Origin of the sequence: Geobacillus sp. B4113_201601, assembly GCF_001587475.1 — a bacterium.
Lineage (GTDB): Bacteria > Bacillota > Bacilli > Bacillales > Anoxybacillaceae > Geobacillus > Geobacillus icigianus.
Genome location: NZ_LQYX01000014.1, coordinates 1 through 15,135, shown reverse-complemented (window position 1 = coordinate 15,135; position 15,135 = coordinate 1). Strand labels below are relative to the sequence as shown.

Annotated in this window: 20 protein-coding genes; 2 read left to right on the top strand and 18 right to left on the bottom strand. The window is 54.9% G+C overall.

Annotation, left to right across the window (positions count from 1 at the left end; genetic code table 11):
- Positions 1–5 precede the first annotated feature (5 nt).
- The 13 genes from accB to B4113_RS02070 all read right to left on the bottom strand — a co-directional run bounded on the left by accB (position 6) and on the right by B4113_RS02070 (position 8,960).
- Positions 6–539: an acetyl-CoA carboxylase biotin carboxyl carrier protein gene (gene accB / locus B4113_RS02130; protein WP_033019342.1), complete on the bottom strand. Its 534-nt coding sequence runs from the start codon at positions 537–539 to the stop codon at positions 6–8.
- 143 nt (positions 540–682) lie between these two features.
- Positions 683–1,231: a SpoIIIAH-like family protein gene (locus B4113_RS02125; RefSeq protein ID WP_033019340.1), complete on the bottom strand. Its 549-nt coding sequence runs from the start codon at positions 1,229–1,231 to the stop codon at positions 683–685.
- 22 nt (positions 1,232–1,253) lie between these two features.
- Complete coding sequence (gene spoIIIAG, locus B4113_RS02120; RefSeq protein WP_033019338.1) at positions 1,254–1,892, bottom strand: stage III sporulation protein AG; 639 nt, start codon at positions 1,890–1,892, stop codon at positions 1,254–1,256.
- A gap of 5 nt (positions 1,893–1,897) precedes the next feature.
- Complete coding sequence (spoIIIAF, locus tag B4113_RS02115) at positions 1,898–2,512, bottom strand: stage III sporulation protein AF (RefSeq protein WP_033019337.1); 615 nt, start codon at positions 2,510–2,512, stop codon at positions 1,898–1,900.
- Positions 2,513–2,522: 10 nt separating this feature from the next.
- Positions 2,523–3,686, bottom strand: coding sequence for a stage III sporulation protein AE (gene spoIIIAE / locus B4113_RS02110; RefSeq protein WP_033019336.1), 1,164 nt, complete (start codon positions 3,684–3,686; stop codon positions 2,523–2,525).
- 14 nt (positions 3,687–3,700) lie between these two features.
- Entirely contained in the window at positions 3,701–4,087 is a 387-nt protein-coding gene (gene spoIIIAD / locus B4113_RS02105) for a stage III sporulation protein AD (protein WP_033019335.1), read from the bottom strand.
- 21 nt (positions 4,088–4,108) lie between these two features.
- Positions 4,109–4,315, bottom strand: a complete 207-nt coding sequence (spoIIIAC, locus tag B4113_RS02100; protein ID WP_011231888.1) for a stage III sporulation protein AC — start codon at positions 4,313–4,315, stop codon at positions 4,109–4,111.
- A gap of 16 nt (positions 4,316–4,331) precedes the next feature.
- Complete coding sequence (spoIIIAB, locus tag B4113_RS02095) at positions 4,332–4,844, bottom strand: stage III sporulation protein SpoIIIAB (protein ID WP_033019334.1); 513 nt, start codon at positions 4,842–4,844, stop codon at positions 4,332–4,334.
- Positions 4,841–5,761, bottom strand: coding sequence for a stage III sporulation protein AA (gene spoIIIAA, locus B4113_RS02090; RefSeq protein WP_033019333.1), 921 nt, complete (start codon positions 5,759–5,761; stop codon positions 4,841–4,843). Before spoIIIAA ends, spoIIIAB begins: the two co-directional genes overlap by 4 nt.
- Positions 5,762–5,885: 124 nt before the next feature.
- The gene (locus B4113_RS02085) at positions 5,886–6,167 is read right to left on the bottom strand and encodes a YqhV family protein (RefSeq protein ID WP_033019332.1); all 282 of its coding nucleotides are present in this window, start codon (positions 6,165–6,167) and stop codon (positions 5,886–5,888) included.
- A 459-nt stretch (positions 6,168–6,626) separates the two neighbouring features.
- A complete protein-coding gene (efp, locus tag B4113_RS02080; RefSeq protein WP_011231892.1) occupies positions 6,627–7,184 on the bottom strand; it encodes an elongation factor P in 558 nt (185 codons plus the stop codon).
- A 27-nt stretch (positions 7,185–7,211) separates the two neighbouring features.
- Positions 7,212–8,273 carry a Xaa-Pro peptidase family protein gene (locus tag B4113_RS02075; RefSeq protein WP_033019331.1) on the bottom strand — a complete coding sequence of 354 codons (1,062 nt, stop codon included), beginning with the start codon at positions 8,271–8,273 and terminating at the stop codon, positions 7,212–7,214.
- A gap of 156 nt (positions 8,274–8,429) precedes the next feature.
- Entirely contained in the window at positions 8,430–8,960 is a 531-nt protein-coding gene (locus tag B4113_RS02070; RefSeq protein ID WP_033019330.1) for a YqhR family membrane protein, read from the bottom strand.
- A 185-nt stretch (positions 8,961–9,145) separates the two neighbouring features.
- Between B4113_RS02070 and B4113_RS02065 the strand changes: the two genes are divergently transcribed.
- A complete protein-coding gene (locus tag B4113_RS02065; protein ID WP_033019329.1) occupies positions 9,146–10,078 on the top strand; it encodes a DUF1385 domain-containing protein in 933 nt (310 codons plus the stop codon).
- Positions 10,079–10,101: 23 nt separating this feature from the next.
- A complete protein-coding gene (locus tag B4113_RS02060; protein ID WP_033019328.1) occupies positions 10,102–10,458 on the top strand; it encodes an SA1362 family protein in 357 nt (118 codons plus the stop codon).
- A gap of 71 nt (positions 10,459–10,529) precedes the next feature.
- Here B4113_RS02060 and B4113_RS02055 read toward each other — a convergent pair whose 3' ends face one another.
- The 5 genes from B4113_RS02055 to B4113_RS02035 all read right to left on the bottom strand — a co-directional run bounded on the left by B4113_RS02055 (position 10,530) and on the right by B4113_RS02035 (position 14,951).
- The gene (locus B4113_RS02055) at positions 10,530–11,414 is read right to left on the bottom strand and encodes a patatin-like phospholipase family protein (RefSeq protein ID WP_033019327.1); all 885 of its coding nucleotides are present in this window, start codon (positions 11,412–11,414) and stop codon (positions 10,530–10,532) included.
- Between the two features lie 90 nt (positions 11,415–11,504).
- Positions 11,505–11,930, bottom strand: a complete 426-nt coding sequence (gene mntR, locus B4113_RS02050) for a transcriptional regulator MntR (RefSeq protein ID WP_033019326.1) — start codon at positions 11,928–11,930, stop codon at positions 11,505–11,507.
- A 115-nt stretch (positions 11,931–12,045) separates the two neighbouring features.
- Positions 12,046–13,071 (bottom strand): spore photoproduct lyase, encoded by a 1,026-nt coding sequence (gene splB, locus B4113_RS02045; RefSeq protein ID WP_033019325.1) that lies wholly within the window; start codon positions 13,069–13,071, stop codon positions 12,046–12,048.
- A gap of 107 nt (positions 13,072–13,178) precedes the next feature.
- Positions 13,179–13,403: a DUF2332 family protein gene (locus B4113_RS02040; RefSeq protein WP_051962716.1), complete on the bottom strand. Its 225-nt coding sequence runs from the start codon at positions 13,401–13,403 to the stop codon at positions 13,179–13,181.
- 135 nt (positions 13,404–13,538) lie between these two features.
- Positions 13,539–14,951 carry a LysM peptidoglycan-binding domain-containing protein gene (locus tag B4113_RS02035; protein WP_033019324.1) on the bottom strand — a complete coding sequence of 471 codons (1,413 nt, stop codon included), beginning with the start codon at positions 14,949–14,951 and terminating at the stop codon, positions 13,539–13,541.
- Between the last annotated feature and the right edge of the window lie 184 nt (positions 14,952–15,135).

Sequence of the window (15,135 nt, the reverse complement as noted above, 5' to 3'; positions counted from 1 at the left end):
TCTCCTTACTCAGGCTTGACTAAAAACAGCGGCTGGCCGTATTCGACAAGCTGGCCGTTTTGCACGAGCACCTCGACAATCTCGCCTTCGACTTCCGCCTCAATTTCGTTAAACAGCTTCATCGCTTCGATAATGCACACCACCGTATCTTTTTTCACTTTGTCGCCCGGCTTGACATACGGCGGCTTGTCCGGCGCTGGGGCGGCGTAGAACGTGCCGACCATCGGCGAAGTGATTTGATGAAAAGCTCCTTCTTTCGCCTGCTTCGCCGCCGAAACGGCCGGCTGATCGGCCTCGGTTGCCGGCGCTTCAGCAGCCGCCTGAACAGGCATAGCGGCGGGCGCTGGGGCAGCGGGAGCCGACACCGTCACAGCGGGAGCGGGCTGGGCGGCGGGCGCCGAGACAACCGCCGGCGTGACGGCGACCGCGGCCGCCGCTTTTTTCATATGTACTTTCGTTTCACCTTGTTCGTATACAAATTCATCGATCGAAGATTGGTCAATTAAGCGGATCAATTCGCGGATCTCTTGGATTTTCATCGTTCCTCACACCTTTCTTCAAGTGTCAAGAAGCCTGCCCCGCAAAGGCATTCAAACATATTCATAACGATTATATACACAACCGTCAGGAAAACGAAAGACTTTTACAAAAAAAAAGAAGCCGCCCAGAAAGAGCAGCGCGTTCACCCGGCCGGCTGGAACTCGACCGTCACGTATTCGGCATCGGGCATTTCCTTTTTCACCATATGGATGATTTCGTTCGCTGATTTCGCTGAGCTTTGTTTCGCTTTGATCGTCACGCGCACTTGGCTGTCATCGGCGCGCACGAGCACGTCTTCATAGCCGCCTTTCGATTTGATGAGCGTTTCCAATGTCGCTTCTTTTTCGGAGAGCGCCTGCAGCTTTTCAATTTTATTAAGCGCTTCGTTCTTTTGCTCGGCTGTGGCGTTCGCTGAGGCGACGATGGCGTTCAACTCATCGCGCAAGCGGCTCCGCTCATCCTCGATTTTCATGCGCAGCGCCGTAAATAAGTCATCGCCCGTCTCTTTCGCGGCCGATGGCTTTTGTGTCTCCTCAACCGCCACGCTCGGCTCGTCGGTGTTCTTTGTTTTTTCGCCAGCAGTGAACGCCGGGCTGTTGTTCATGTTTTTCGGCGCGGTCACATAATAGACCGACAGCACAACGACCAAGCTCAACATTGTCAGCAGCCAAACGGTTTGCTTTTTCAACATTCCGGTCTCCTCCCCTTACCCATCATTTTTTCGGCAAGACAGCGACGCGGTAGCTCGGAACGTTTAAGACGCGCGTCACCGCCTCGACGATCCATTTTTTAATTTGCAAATTGTCCGCTCCTTTGGCGACAACGAGCACGCCGCGGATGTCCGGCTTTTTTGTGGCGACAACGAGCGGGGTTTCCTCCTCGCCATTGCGAATGATGATCACTTCTTCATTGGTCGACTGATTTTCAATCGTCCGCTTTCCGCCTTCCTTATCGCTTTCCTCAGTCGTCTGCCGCTCTGTGGAACGCTTTTTCTCAAACAGCTTGAGGTCCGTCGAATCGATGTTGACGACGACAGTGACGTCATCGACCCCTTCGATCGACTCAAGCGCCGCTTTTAACTCTTTCTCGTACTGTTCCTCATAGGCAGCAATCACTTTTTCTTTCGTCTCTTTGCTCGCTAGAAACGCCGGCTCCGCCGAGGAAGACGGCTTGATGGCGGAAGGGCGGGTCGCCTCGTCCCCCCCTCTGTTCGTCCAGTGGCTCGCCGCCATAAAAACGATGCCAGCCAGCAACAGCAAGACCATGTAAGAAAACGGTGACTTTTTCGGCCCCCCTCCCCCGTCTTCGTCCTTCGCCGGTGAAGAAATGAGGCGCTTTAAAAACGGCAGCATCCCCCCTATTCCCTCCCCCTGAATTGCACATCAATTTTATGTTCATCCACTTCCCAGCGTCCGGCGAGAAACGAGCGCACCTCCTCAGCCAGCGCGGCGTCGCCCGCCGACCAATCCGGCGGCTTTGTCGTGTCGATCGTGACCGGTTCCACCGTCCCGGCCGGCCGCTGCTTTGAAAGGACGACAGAAATCGTCCGGATGTCATCCGGCATGCGCCAAGTTTCGCTTGTTGGCTCAGCGGAAACGTTGACGTCGGCTTTCAACCCATACTTTTTCATCAACTCCTCGTTTACGTCGTTTTCGAGCTGGACAGCCATTTGTTCTAAAATATATGCGCGTTGCGAGGCTTGTATTTCTTTTTTCTGCCGCTCGATTTCATTTTTTATGGCATCTTCCCCCGTTTGCTCGCCGGAAAAGCGGGCCAGCGCCGAAGCGACAAGCTGTTCCGGCGCAACCGAGGCCAGCCGCAACACCGGAGTAAGCATCACTAGCAACAACAGCAGCCCGATGGCCATTTTGACATATTTTTGCATCGTTCCGGACGGCAGCAAAAAATCGATGACCACCGCAAACAGCAAAAACAAAATAATGTTGGTGACCCACTCAATGACAAATGGCATACGGCTCCTCCTAGCGGACCATCATCGTAATGTTCCCAGCCATGATCATGACCGTGAGACTGAGGAAAAACATGAGCGATACGATGAGCAGCGCCGCCAGCACGTAGGCGATGCTTTTGCCGATGATGTTTAGGCACGACAAGACCGGCCCGCCGCCAAGCGGCTGTAAAAGCGCCGCCGACAGCTGATAAACGACGACGATGGCGAAAATTTTCACGGCGGGAAACACGGCGATCATCAATAAAATCGCCACTCCGACCAATCCGACAGCGTTTTTCAACAGCATCGAGGCGGCGACGACCGTATCGGCGGCGTCTGTGAACAATTTGCCGACGACCGGAATGAAGTTGCCAGTGACGAATTTCGCCGCCCTTAACGCGACGCCATCCGCCACCGCAGCCGTCGCACCGCGCACGGACATGACGCCAAGAAACACGGTCAAAATGACGCCGAGCAGCCCGATCGCCACCTTGTTCAGCAAATTGGCGAGCTGGGTCGCCTTGTACCGGTCGCTGAGCGTGCTGACAATCCCTAAAAGCGCCGCCAGCAGCAACAATGGCAAGGTGACATATTCGACGACCGTCCCCGTCGTCGTCATCAAAAATAAAATGAGCGGGTGAAAAAACGCCGCTGATACCACGCCGCCCGAAGCAGCGAGCAGGGCGAGCAGCAGCGGCACCAAAGCGATGATGAAATGGCTCATCGTGCGCACCGCTTCGAGCGCATAGTCCGCTGCAAGCCGGAAGCTGTTTAAAGCGATCAGCAGCAGCACCATATAGATGACCGCTTGGGCGATTTTGCTCACTTCCTGTTGGGCGAACGCGTTTTGCAGCGATTGGAGCACCGTGCTGAACACCGCGAGTAAAATGAGCGTGCCAAGCAGCTTGCCGTTGACTTGGAGCTCGTAAAACAAGTAGCTAGCAAGCGCCTTCAGCCACTCAGCGGGCGACCATTGCCGCTCGCCGCTTATAAAATCGGCGAGCGGGCCTTTTTCGCTTTCCGGCAAAAAACCGCCGTACTCATGAACGATCGTTTCCCAATAGCGGCGGATCTCGCTCACATCCAGGCGGGCGAGCTGTTCGCTGATGGACGACTCGCCGCTTGCGGCTTGTACGATCAACGGGGAAAAAAAGAAGCCCACTAGCACAGCGGACAAAACCGTGATTCGTTTCACCCCGTCCCCCCCCCTTATCGCGCCGCCGGAATCAGGCTGATGACCGCTTCGATAATGGCGGTCAAAATCGGCACGGCGAGCGCCAAAATGACGATTTTTCCGCCAAGCTCAATTTTGGCGGCGATCGCCCCTTGACCGGCGTCTTTGGAAATTTGGGCGGCAAACTCGGCGATGTAGGCGATGCCGATGATTTTCAACATCGTCTCTAAGTACACCATTTGAATGTGGGCGCCCTCGGCCATTTCCCGCAGCATCGTCAAAATGCGGCTGATTTGGTCCACAAGCAGCAAAAAAATGGTGCAGCCGACAAACACCGTCAGCAAAAACGCGAGATTCGATTTTTGCTCCTGCAGCAGCACCGCTAAAAACGTGGCGATCAACCCGAAACCGACAATTTGCAAAATGTCAATGGCCGATCCCCCCTACCCGCGGAACAAAAAGACATCTTTAATTTTTTGGAATAAATCGCTCACAATCGAGGCGACCATAAACAAGATGTAAATGAAGCCGAGCAGCGTCACCCATTGGGCGTATTCTTTCCGCCCCATCTGATCGAGCACCGTGTGCAAAAACGCGATGACGATGCCGACGCCGGCGATTTTTAAAATGAGATCGACGTCGATGCCCATTGTTTCCGCCTCCTGTCTACATGAGTAAAATGACGAGCAGCAGCCCGGCTAGCACGCCTAAACTTTTCGCCATCTTGGCGTAGCGCGCCTCATGATCGACCGCTTCCGCTTCCTCGCGTTCAAGATGGGCAAGCGCCAACGCGATTTGCTTTTGCTGGGTGAGGCGATCGTACTGGCCAAGCGTAGCCCCAAATTGCAGCATGACTTCAAACTCCCCCTGCGTCAGCGCCGTTTTTTCCCATACGGCGCGCAAACTTTTTTCCCACGCCATGGCCGCGCTTGTTTCCCCGGCGTTCAATGCGGCGGCAAACCGTGCAAACAGTTCGGAAAAAGGGGCGGCGGTCTGCCGGGCGAGGCGGTCAGCCGCGTCAGCCAATGGGGTATGGCCGTACATCACCTCGGCTTCCAACACCCGCAGCGCCGCCTTCAATTGGCGAAGTTGGCGCGGCCGCTCATGCAGCAGACGGGAAGCGGCCGTCCCCAACCATGTCGAGGCGGCGAGGATCAATAAAGCCCCAACCCATTTCATCGGCTCGCCACCGCCCGTTCATACAATATCGACCCGTCGGCATCGAGAATGCGCCGGATGGAACCGGGGCGAGGGACGCTCGTCAGCTCCACAAACCGTTCAAACACCTTTTGTTCCATCACTACTCGCAGGGTGGGGCGCTGCCAGACATCTTTGAGGCTGCGGCCGTGCACCGTCGTCCATACCGAAACGCCGGCGTTCGCCGCCTCCAGCACCGCCTCGCTGTCCTCTTCGCGCCCGATTTCATCAACAATGATGACATCCGGGCTCATCGAGCGAATCATCATCATCATTCCTTCCGCCTTCGGACAAGCGTCCAACACATCGAGGCGCGGACCGAACGAAAATTGCGGAACGCCTTTGACACAGCCGGCAATTTCCGATCGTTCATCGACAATCGCCACCTTTTGCGCCGCCATCTGGTTCGTTCCGCTGCTGATCAAGCGGGCCGCATCGCGCAAGAGCGTTGTTTTCCCGGTTTGCGGCGAACCGATGATCATCGTGTGCCGAAAGCGGCGGCCGTCATACACATAGGGAAGAAGCGGTTCGGCAATGCCGACTTGTTCTTTGGCGATGCGAATGTTAAAAGAGGAGACATCGCGAATGGCTTTCACTTTTCCGCCTTCGGTGATCACTTTGCCAGCCAGGCCGACGCGGTGCCCCCCCTCAATCGTGATAAATCCACGCTTGAGCTCTTCTTCAACCGCATACATGGAATAATGGCTCAATTTGTTGAGCAAATGCACCCCGTCCTCTTTCGTCACCTCATACGGCAGCAAACGGGCTTTGCCGCGCGCAATCACCTCAAGCGGTCGGGAGATGCGGATGCGGATTTCTTCCACCTCATGAGGCCCGACAAGCGATTGTTGCAGCAGCGCAGCGATCGGTTTCGGCAACATTCCCCATACCGCTTCCATAGCCCTCCCCCTTTTCATGTGGACTAGTTCATATGTATGGGCAGAGCGGGGCATTTATGCCTTACTTGTCAATCGTAAACGAATCGGCGCATCGCTGCTTGCCGGTCACGAACTTATTGATGCCTTACTTGTAAATCGCAAACAAAATGAGCGCCACTCCGAGGGCAACGAATCCGAGCCGGGAAAACGAAAGCTCGTCCGCTAGCGAAAGCAGCCCGATCGCCATCGTGACAATCATCATCGTCGGACCGACGACAGCGAGGGCGGCGTTTACAGCCAACGCCTTTTTGACGTCGTTGAAAACGAGCATCAACAGCGCTGCACTCAGCTCAATCAGCGCCGACACCATCCGGATGCCAGCCATCGACAGCACGGACGGGTCGATCGACCGCAGCCATTGTTTCATGTTTCCCTCCTAGTTGACAAAATGGAATCGGTTAGTACAAACGTATGCAAAAACAAGACGGTTCAGAAGAAGATTTTGTCGCTCGACCAGCGCATAAAAAAAGCGGCCCCAAAAGGCCGATGAAAAAGAGCAGCCGTTTACCGCTCCCAAAATAAAGAAGGGACCCGAAACGGATCGGGACCCCCTCTTTCGTTGCCGACTATACGTGCTGACTGCTTTTGTCGCATGGAATGCCGCTATGTTGAAGGGGGCGATCGGAACCCCTTCTTTACGTTGCTGTCTATACGTGCTGACTGCTTCTCTCGCATGGAATGTTGCTATCTTGAAGGGGGGCCGAAAAGGACTGGGACACCCTCTCTCATCGCTATCTAGGCACTAACCGCTTCCCTGCCACACGATATGCTGTGTCTTTCTTGAGGGGAGATCGCCTTTTCGGGCAGCCCCTGCGCCGCCCGCCGCTTACGCCCGCGACACGTAGGTACCGTCAGCCGTGTTGATGATGAGCGTGTCGCCTTCATTCACAAAAAACGGAACTTGAACGACGAGGCCGGTCTCGAGCTTCGCCGGCTTCGAACCGCCCGAAGCGGTGTCGCCTTTGATGCCAGGCTCCGTTTCCACCACTTTTAGCTCAACGGTGTTCGGCAGCTCGACGCCGATCGTTTCACCTTGATACATCATGATGAACACTTCCATATTTTCTTTCAAAAACTTCAGCTCATGTTCGATTTGTTTCGCCGGCAGCTCGATTTGTTCGTACGTTTCCATATCCATAAAGACGTGCTGGTCGCCGTTGGCGTACAAATATTGCATTTTGCGCGTGTCAATCTGCGCCCGGTTCACTTTTTCGCCGGCGCGGAACGTCCGCTCTTGAATGGCGCCGGTCCGCAAATTGCGCAGCTTCGAACGGACGAACGCCGCTCCCTTGCCCGGCTTGACATGCTGGAACTCAAGAACGCGCCAAATTTCGCCGTCCACTTCAATCGTCAGCCCTGTGCGAAAATCGTTGACTGAAATCATTGGCCCAAATCCTCCTCACACAATCCGTTATAAAATGATGAGCTCTTTCGGCGAATGGGTGAGCGCTTCGTTCCCGTCGGCGGTGATGACGGTATCGTCTTCGATCCGCACCCCGCCAAGCCCCGGAATATAAATGCCCGGCTCGACGGTGACGATCATGCCCGGCTCAAGCACAGCGTCGGAACGGAAGGAAAGCGTCGGCCCTTCGTGAATTTCAAGGCCGATCCCATGGCCGGTCGAATGGCCGAAATAATCGCCATACCCTTTTTCACGAATATAGTCGCGCGTCAACGCATCGGCCTCCTTGCCGGTTATGCCGGCTTTCAGGCCAGCCATGCCGCGCCGCTGCGCCTCAAGGACGACTTCATAAATCGTCCGGAGCTCGGCGCTGATGTCGCCGACGGCCACCGTCCGCGTCAGATCGGAACAATACCCTTTGTAATAAGCCCCGAAATCAAGCGTCACGAGCTCACCGCGCTCAATCGTCTTCTCTGACGCCACCCCGTGCGGCAACGCTGAGCGATAGCCGGAGGCGACGATCGTATCAAAAGAGGACGAAGACGCCCCTTGCTTGCGCATAAAAAACTCCAGCTCATTCGCCACTTCGATTTCCGTAACGCCCGGACGGATGAATGACAAAATATGAGCAAACGCCGCATCGGCGATGGCGGCTGCTTCCTTTACTATCTTAATCTCTGCCTCCGACTTAATCAAGCGCAATTTTTCCACCAGCGAAGATGTCGGAACGAGCTCGGCGCCAATCGCCTCCTGATACGTCTGATGCGCCGCGTACGTGACGTTTTCCTGCTCAAAACCGAGCCGGTTGATGCCGAGCCGCTTGACTTGATGGGCGATTTCCTTCACGATCGGCCCGCTATGTTCGACAACTTCAAAGCCATCAGCCTGTTTTGTCGCTTGTTCGACGTAACGAAAATCGGTAATCAACACCGCCCCGTCACAGCTGACGAGCGCGACGCCGGCCGTGCCGGTGAACCCGGTCAAATAGCGGCGGTTGTAGCCGTTTGTGACCAACAGCCCATCGATCCCGTGCTCTTGTAGAAGTTTTCGCAGCTTTTCTAGCTTTTCCATCCCGCATTCCCCTCTTCCCGCGTATTTGGCTTCCCCGTTCCTGCCGAAGAGGCCGAGGGCGTCCCGAACGGGAACGATGCCAAAACAATAAAAACCTTCTTTATTTTACCATACTGAGGACGATCCCGTCATCTATCCGTTGCGCGGGCAAGAAAATCAACTCCCTTCTTTTGCCGCCTCTTTTCCCTCGCTTGCCGACGGCTGGTTCATTTCTTGCGCTTCAAAAGAAATCGAGTAGCCGACGAACACCCCGTATAAAATGTATAAACAGAGCGTCGTGATCACCGTATTGGCGTCGAGCTTAGCAACGGGCTGAACATGGAAAAAGAGCGGATGAAACAAATAAAACACCACCGCCCATAACCCGGCGCCGTAGACCATCCCCGCCCACATGCCGCGCACGTTGCGAAGCAGCGCATAATACAAAAGCGCCGCCCCGATCGAAAGGATGCCGATCAACACGATCGCCGCGTAGTTTCCGGCTTTTCCATACTTCCAGTCGCCAGCGACCCACGGAATGAGAATCATGTTCGGACTGATGTCGCTAAAATTGAAAAAGTACGCCAAATAACCGATCAAGCTCCAAAATACTCCGCCGACAAACCCAATGATGATCGTTTTCTGTACGAGCGTCATCGGTCGTTCCGTTTTCTCCTGCTCGAGTGTTCCGTTTTGTTGCGCCATCATACTGCACCTCCTTACGTGTTAGTATGACCGGCTGCCTTCTCCCCCATGAATGAAACGAAAAAATGATCATGCTTGTGTAAATGATGGTTTTTTTGGAAATCATAACAGTAACATCAACCTAGAGGTTTCCGGACGTTTCTTGTAGAATAAAATAATAAACATAAAAATAGGTTGGTGTTGATCAAATGAAACGAGTGGAGAAACCGCTGTACGGCGGGCAGGCGGTAGTGGAAGGAGTCATGTTTGCCGGCCGAACCCATTCGGTCACCGCCGTTCGCCGTCCGGATGGAACGATTGACTATTTCACTTTGCCGCGGCGCGTCTATCCGACATTGGCTTTGCTTAAAAAAATTCCGTTCGTCCGCGGCATCGTCGCCATCGTGGAAGCGAGCGCGAACGGGGCGAAACATTTGCAGTTCGCCAGCGAACGGTATGAAGCCGGTTCGGAGGAGGGGCGGACAGAAGGCGAAAACAGCTCCAAACTGACGCTCATCGTTGGCGCCGCCGTCATTGGGGTGCTCTCCTTTTTGTTCGCCAAAACGGTGTTTACGCTCGTTCCGGCGCTTGCCGCCGCCTTCTTACAGCCGCTCGTTCCGGGCAAGACGGGCCAAATTTTGCTTGAAGGGGTTTTTAAACTCGCCTTATTGCTTGGCTATATTTTCTTTCTTTCGCTCACACCGCTTGTTCGCCGCGTGTTCCAATACCACGGCGCCGAACATAAGGTCATCAACGCGTACGAAGCGGGATGGCCGCTGACGGTGGAACACGTCCAGCGCGCTTCCCGCCTTCACTACCGATGCGGCAGCAGCTTCATTTTATTTACGGTTGTCGTCGGCTTGTTCCTCTACTTATTTGTGCCGACCGAGCCGCTTTGGCTGCGGGTTCTCAACCGCCTCGCCTTAATTCCGGTCGTGCTTGGCGTTTCGTTTGAAGTGCTGCAGTTTACAAATAAATTGAGAGACATTCCGCTGCTGCGCTGGCTTGGCTACCCCGGCTTGTGGCTGCAGCGGCTGACGACCAAAGAACCGGACGATGACCAGGTGGAAGTGGCCATCGCCTCATTTCAGCGTCTTCTCGATCTGGAAGCCGAAACGGAAAAGAAACAAGCGGTGCAGTAATCGTTCAAAAGGGGGTGGACTCATTGCGGCGCCGAACCATTCATCCGCTTGTTGGGGTTACCATCATGCTTGGGACGGTTGGCATTCTCTATACACTTTTTGCCCATCCGACGGTGCTGTTCCGCCAGCTGCTGTTTGTCGCCCTGTTTGTGGCCGCCATTTTCCTCTTCTATCGATTCGTCTATCAACGCCGCACCGACAGCGATCGATGGTCGTACGGAAAGGCGGTGCGGCAATCGAAAAAGCTCCATCCCCGCCCCGGGCGCAAACAGACAAAGCCGGCAAAGCTGAAGCGGCCGCTCAAAAAGCGGACGGCCATTCCGCATCTGACCGTCATTGAGGGCAAAAAAGGCAAAAAAAAGAATCGAGCTTCATTTTAGCTTGATTCTTTTTTTGTCTCTTCGCCCATTCGATTCGCGCCAGCGACAAACGGTGGTGACCGCACTCCGATTTAATACGCCCATTGGCGCAAAAACTGCCGCGTCCGCTCGCGTCCGTAATCGATCAAACGGCGGCGCGCTGTTGGGTCAATCGAAAATTCGGTGGCCATGACGTTGTCCACCGGCAAAAAGACGATATTTTTTTCGTGGCGGCGCGAGATGTAGCGCGCATCGTGCGCCTCTTTCATCGCCGCAAACAGCGCCTCATATAAATCGAGGGCGTTGCTGATCGTCCGCTTTGGCCGCTCCCCGGGCTTGGGGCTCAACTGAACGCCCAGCACTGGGCGTTTTTTCATTTTCTTTTCCTCATCGAACAAAAAGAGCGGAAAATTGCTTAGCACCCCGCCGTCAACGATGAGCGCCAGACCGTCCCGCCCGTTTAACCGGACCGGCTCGAAGAAATACGGAATGCTGATGCTCATCCGCACCGCTTTGGCGATGGAAAACGTTTTGGCATCAATGCCGTATCGATGCAAATCGTCCGGCATGACGACGATGCGTCCATTGGTGACATCGGACGCGACAATCGACAAGCTGCCGGCCGACACATCTTGAAACGTCCGCACGCCGCGGGCGGCAAGCGCAGCCTCCAGCCACTGCTCAAACGCCTTTCCTTGATACAAGCCGAGACGCCAGTAAAGGCGCACCCATTTCCAAAGCGGGAACGGAATCCACTGCGGACGCGCATCCAAAAACTGCTCCAGCTCCAGCTCCTCAAGCAGTCGAGCGATGTCTCGGGCGCTGTAGCCCGCTGCCAGCAGCGCCGAAAGCAACGCCCCCGCACTCGTGCCGGCGAGCCGCTTCCAGCGCAGTCCTTTTTCCTCAATCGCTTCATACGCTCCAAGCAGCGCAAATCCTTTGACTCCGCCGCCGGAAAAAACGAGATCAATGTCCATCGCCGCGCCCCCTTTTTTTGGCCGTTTATACATATGTAAGACCAAACAAGGGCGCTTAGTACGGCGAACAAAAAAGAGCAAGCCTTCCGCTTACTCTCCTTGTTCATTGCGCGCTTGGACATCGCGAAGCGCTTGAATGCGGCGTTCGTCTTCTTGAAAATACTGCACCAAATCGCCGATCCGGTCAATGGCGTTCCAGCTTAAATGATGTTCAATCCCTTCCACATCGCGATAAATGTTCTCTTCGTTGACGCCGATCAAACGGAGAAACTGCTCAAGCAGCTCATGGCGATAAACGAGCCGCTGCCCGATTTTTCTGCCCTTTGGCGTCAATACCAACCCACGGTATTTTTCATACACCAAATACTCGTCTTTATCGAGCTTTTGCACCATTTTCGTCACTGAGGAGGGATGAACGGACAACGCCTCAGCGATGTCAGAAACGCGGGCATAGCCCTTCTCTTCGATCAATAAATAAATTTGTTCGATATAGTCTTCCATGCTTGGTGTCGGCAACGCATGTCCCCTCCTGCCACATTCGCCTGCCATCCTTCCCCAGCCCATACACACCGCTAGCGTTCCCGGCAGGTCAAAAAATAGCAATCAATCCCATTATACCATGAAGAGGACATTACGTAAAATACTGCACTTGAGCGGCCGGAAAAAAGCGAGCGATATACGAGCGAATCGTTTCCTCCAGCTCCTGCGCTTCCTCGTCAACGTACACATATTTGCCGATGCCGTGCCGCCCCCATTTATACTTGCGCTTCGATTCGTCCAAATCGAGCTTGGTGTTTGGGTAACGCTGCTCGATGACCCGCTTGGCCGGCTTGGTAAACCGATGCTGGATGAGCTCAAACGTCAAATCCGACAAGTCGACCCCTTCCAATTGCCGGGCGAGCTCCTGAAACAATTCGTAATACCCTTCCTGCCAACCGTCATGCCGGTAAATCGGCGCGACGACAAAGCCGAGCTTATAGCCGGCGCCGGCCACTTTGCGCGCCGCCGCAAGCCGCGCGTCAAACGACGACGTTCCCGGCTCAAAATGGCGGATGACATAGCGGGAGTTGACGCTGAAGCGAAACCGCGTCTTGCCGTTATGCTTCGCATCAAGCAAATGGTCGACATGCTCGTACTTCGTCACAAACCGGAGCCGCCCGTAGTCGGTCGCGCCGATAAACTCAATCGCTTTTTTGAGCGAATGGGTCAAATGGTCGATGCCGACGATGTCCGACGTGCACGCCGCCTCAAAGCGCGTAATCTCGGGCGCGCGCTCGTCAATATACGTTTGCGCCTGGGCGAAAATGTCGTCCAAGTTGACATACACGCGGATGTATGGCTTGCTTCCTAATGTCGTCTGCAAATAGCAATAATGACAATGGCCCATGCACCCGGTCGCCAGCGGCAGCGCGTACTCCGCCGACGGCTTTGAGGAGTCGAATTTCAGCGTCCGCCGCACGCCGACAACGAGCGTCGCTTTCGCGTTTCGATACCGCGCCAGCTCCGTCTCCCCCGGAATGCCGCGCACTTGGTTATGCGACGTCGTCTCGCGAATTTCGATGCCCATGTGCGTAAATTTCTCATACAGTTCCTTCCCGAGCGGATACGACAACGCCTCCGGCTCGAAATACACAAGTTTGGGCACAAACGGTTTCATTCGTTTCCCTCCAAGTTTTCATATTCGATGTTAGTATGGTTCAAGGATGGAGGGAAATCGCGTACTTCTTTTGCTTGGCATCATTTTTCATGGAAGGCTCATTGCCCCTAATTTGAGCTGTTCATCTCCCACCGAAACCAACGACCATGCCCATCGGTTTCCGCCACGATTTGCTGGTATTCTCGGCTGCCAATCATGCCATCCAGATGCAATTTCCGATCCCACATGTTGTTATACACATGGAACCAATCCCGCTGACGGCCGATTTCGTGAATCTGCTCAAGCAACACTTGCTTTTTCTCATCTGAGATTTGGTTGGCGACATGCGTCATGGCGATTGACTATTTGAAGCATAAAATCCGTCAGCACGATTTCGAAATCGATCAACTAAAAAAGCAGCTCGAACGCCAACAACCAAAATAAACGCGCATGCCCGATGATCGGCGCATACGCTCCAGCCGTCCAGCTTATCCCCGTTTCCGAATGCGGAAGTGGTCTTCCAACAGCACCCAGTTTTCCGGATACGGATACCCGAGCACCCAGTAACTGATCCCGCGCAATCCGTATTCTTTCACCAAGTCAAATTTCGCCAACGCGCTGCGGGCGTCTTCAAACCATACTTCGTGCTGGCGGCCTTGTTCGTCCGTGTAGCGGTAAAACGGCGAAGCCGCCGCCACATCGTATTGGATCGACGCTCCGTAGCGAATGGCGCGCTCGAGCGCCTCTTTCGGACTGAACGTTTCCGCCTCTTGCCCTGGCACGTGCGGCAGCACCCAGTCGCGGGCGTAAATTTGAAACCCCATCATGATTTTCTCCCGCGGAATCACGGTCACCGCATAATCGAGCACGCGCCGAATTTGGTTCACCGGCGAAATGGCTTGCGGCGGCCCGAACCGATAGCCCCATTCATAGGTCATGAGCACGACGAAATCGGCAATGCGCCCGTGGGCCGGATAGTCGTGCGCTTCATACAGCAACCCTTTTTGTTCCGCGCTGATTTTGGGAGCGAGCGATGTCGATAACCAATATCCTTCCGCGTGAAGCCGAGCCGCCGCCCGCCGCAAAAACGCGTTATACCGCTCGCGGTCGGACGGGTAGACATTTTCAAAATCGACGTTCAGCGCCCGGTATCCTTTCGCCCGCATCACTTGAATGACGTTCTCAAGCAATCTTGTTTGCAGCGTGGCATCGGTCAAGATCGTCTGCGCCAATTTTGAACCTGGATCCTGATACGTAAAGTTGGTGACCGTCATCATCGGCACGACACGGGCGGCATAAGCCGCCTGAATGATCGCCACATCGTTGACGGCATTCAGGCCGCCGTCGGCGCGGATCGTATAGGCGAACGGGGCAGCATACGTCAAATGGCGGCCGACTTCGCGCACTTGCTCCGCCCCTTTCTCCCCTTGATCCACCGTAAATGCGTTCACCTCGATGAGCGGTTTCGCCGGCGGGATGATGAGCCGCTGTCCGGGAGCGATGGCATTCGGATCGGCGATGGGGTTGAACTCGATGATTTGCTGGACGCTGACTTGATAGGCGGCGGCCATTTGCCCTAACGTTTCTCCAGCGCGCACCGTATGAATGCGAGCCGGAATCACCAACGGCGTGCCCGGATAAATAAACGCCGGGTTGGCGAGCCGGTTCGTCTGCCCGATGGCTTCGACCGTCACTCCATAGGCGCGGGCGATCTGCCATACCGTTTCCCCGGCACGGACGGTATGATAGCGATACGGCACCGGAATGACCACCGCCTGCCCGATGGCGAGCCGGTTCGGGTCGCTCAGTTCGTTGGCGGCGACAATCCGCTCAAGCGGAACGCGGTAACGCTGAGCCAACTGCCAAAGCGATTCCCCGCGTTGGACGACATGAACAATCATAGCGCTCCCCCTTTTCGTTTCCCTTTTATCACTATATTTTCGTTTTTCCCCTTTATGTAAAAAAAGAGGGTGTCCCAAAAGTGTTCGCATAGCGTTCGCTTTTCGGACACCCTCCCTCTAGAAATGTTGATTTATCAAGGCTTTTCGGCCCCTCAGGGGTGTCCAAAAAATATTTTTCGACAAA

Bases quoted from the DNA above. Each gene is read 5' to 3' on its own strand.
- accB (WP_033019342.1), bottom strand. From the start codon at position 539: ATGAAAATCCAAGAGATCCGCGAATTGATCCGCTTAATTGACCAATCT.
- B4113_RS02125 (WP_033019340.1), bottom strand. From the start codon at position 1,231: ATGTTGAAAAAGCAAACCGTTTGGCTGCTGACAATGTTGAGCTTGGTC.
- spoIIIAG (WP_033019338.1), bottom strand. From the start codon at position 1,892: ATGCTGCCGTTTTTAAAGCGCCTCATTTCTTCACCGGCGAAGGACGAA.
- spoIIIAF (WP_033019337.1), bottom strand. From the start codon at position 2,512: ATGCCATTTGTCATTGAGTGGGTCACCAACATTATTTTGTTTTTGCTG.
- spoIIIAC (WP_011231888.1), bottom strand. From the start codon at position 4,315: ATGGGCATCGACGTCGATCTCATTTTAAAAATCGCCGGCGTCGGCATC.
- spoIIIAB (WP_033019334.1), bottom strand. From the start codon at position 4,844: ATGAAATGGGTTGGGGCTTTATTGATCCTCGCCGCCTCGACATGGTTG.
- spoIIIAA (WP_033019333.1), bottom strand. From the start codon at position 5,761: ATGGAAGCGGTATGGGGAATGTTGCCGAAACCGATCGCTGCGCTGCTG.
- B4113_RS02085 (WP_033019332.1), bottom strand. From the start codon at position 6,167: ATGAAACAATGGCTGCGGTCGATCGACCCGTCCGTGCTGTCGATGGCT.
- efp (WP_011231892.1), bottom strand. From the start codon at position 7,184: ATGATTTCAGTCAACGATTTTCGCACAGGGCTGACGATTGAAGTGGAC.
- B4113_RS02075 (WP_033019331.1), bottom strand. From the start codon at position 8,273: ATGGAAAAGCTAGAAAAGCTGCGAAAACTTCTACAAGAGCACGGGATC.
- B4113_RS02070 (WP_033019330.1), bottom strand. From the start codon at position 8,960: ATGATGGCGCAACAAAACGGAACACTCGAGCAGGAGAAAACGGAACGA.
- B4113_RS02065 (WP_033019329.1), top strand. From the start codon at position 9,146: ATGAAACGAGTGGAGAAACCGCTGTACGGCGGGCAGGCGGTAGTGGAA.
- B4113_RS02055 (WP_033019327.1), bottom strand. From the start codon at position 11,414: ATGGACATTGATCTCGTTTTTTCCGGCGGCGGAGTCAAAGGATTTGCG.
- splB (WP_033019325.1), bottom strand. From the start codon at position 13,071: ATGAAACCGTTTGTGCCCAAACTTGTGTATTTCGAGCCGGAGGCGTTG.
- B4113_RS02040 (WP_051962716.1), bottom strand. From the start codon at position 13,403: ATGACGCATGTCGCCAACCAAATCTCAGATGAGAAAAAGCAAGTGTTG.
- B4113_RS02035 (WP_033019324.1), bottom strand. From the start codon at position 14,951: ATGATTGTTCATGTCGTCCAACGCGGGGAATCGCTTTGGCAGTTGGCT.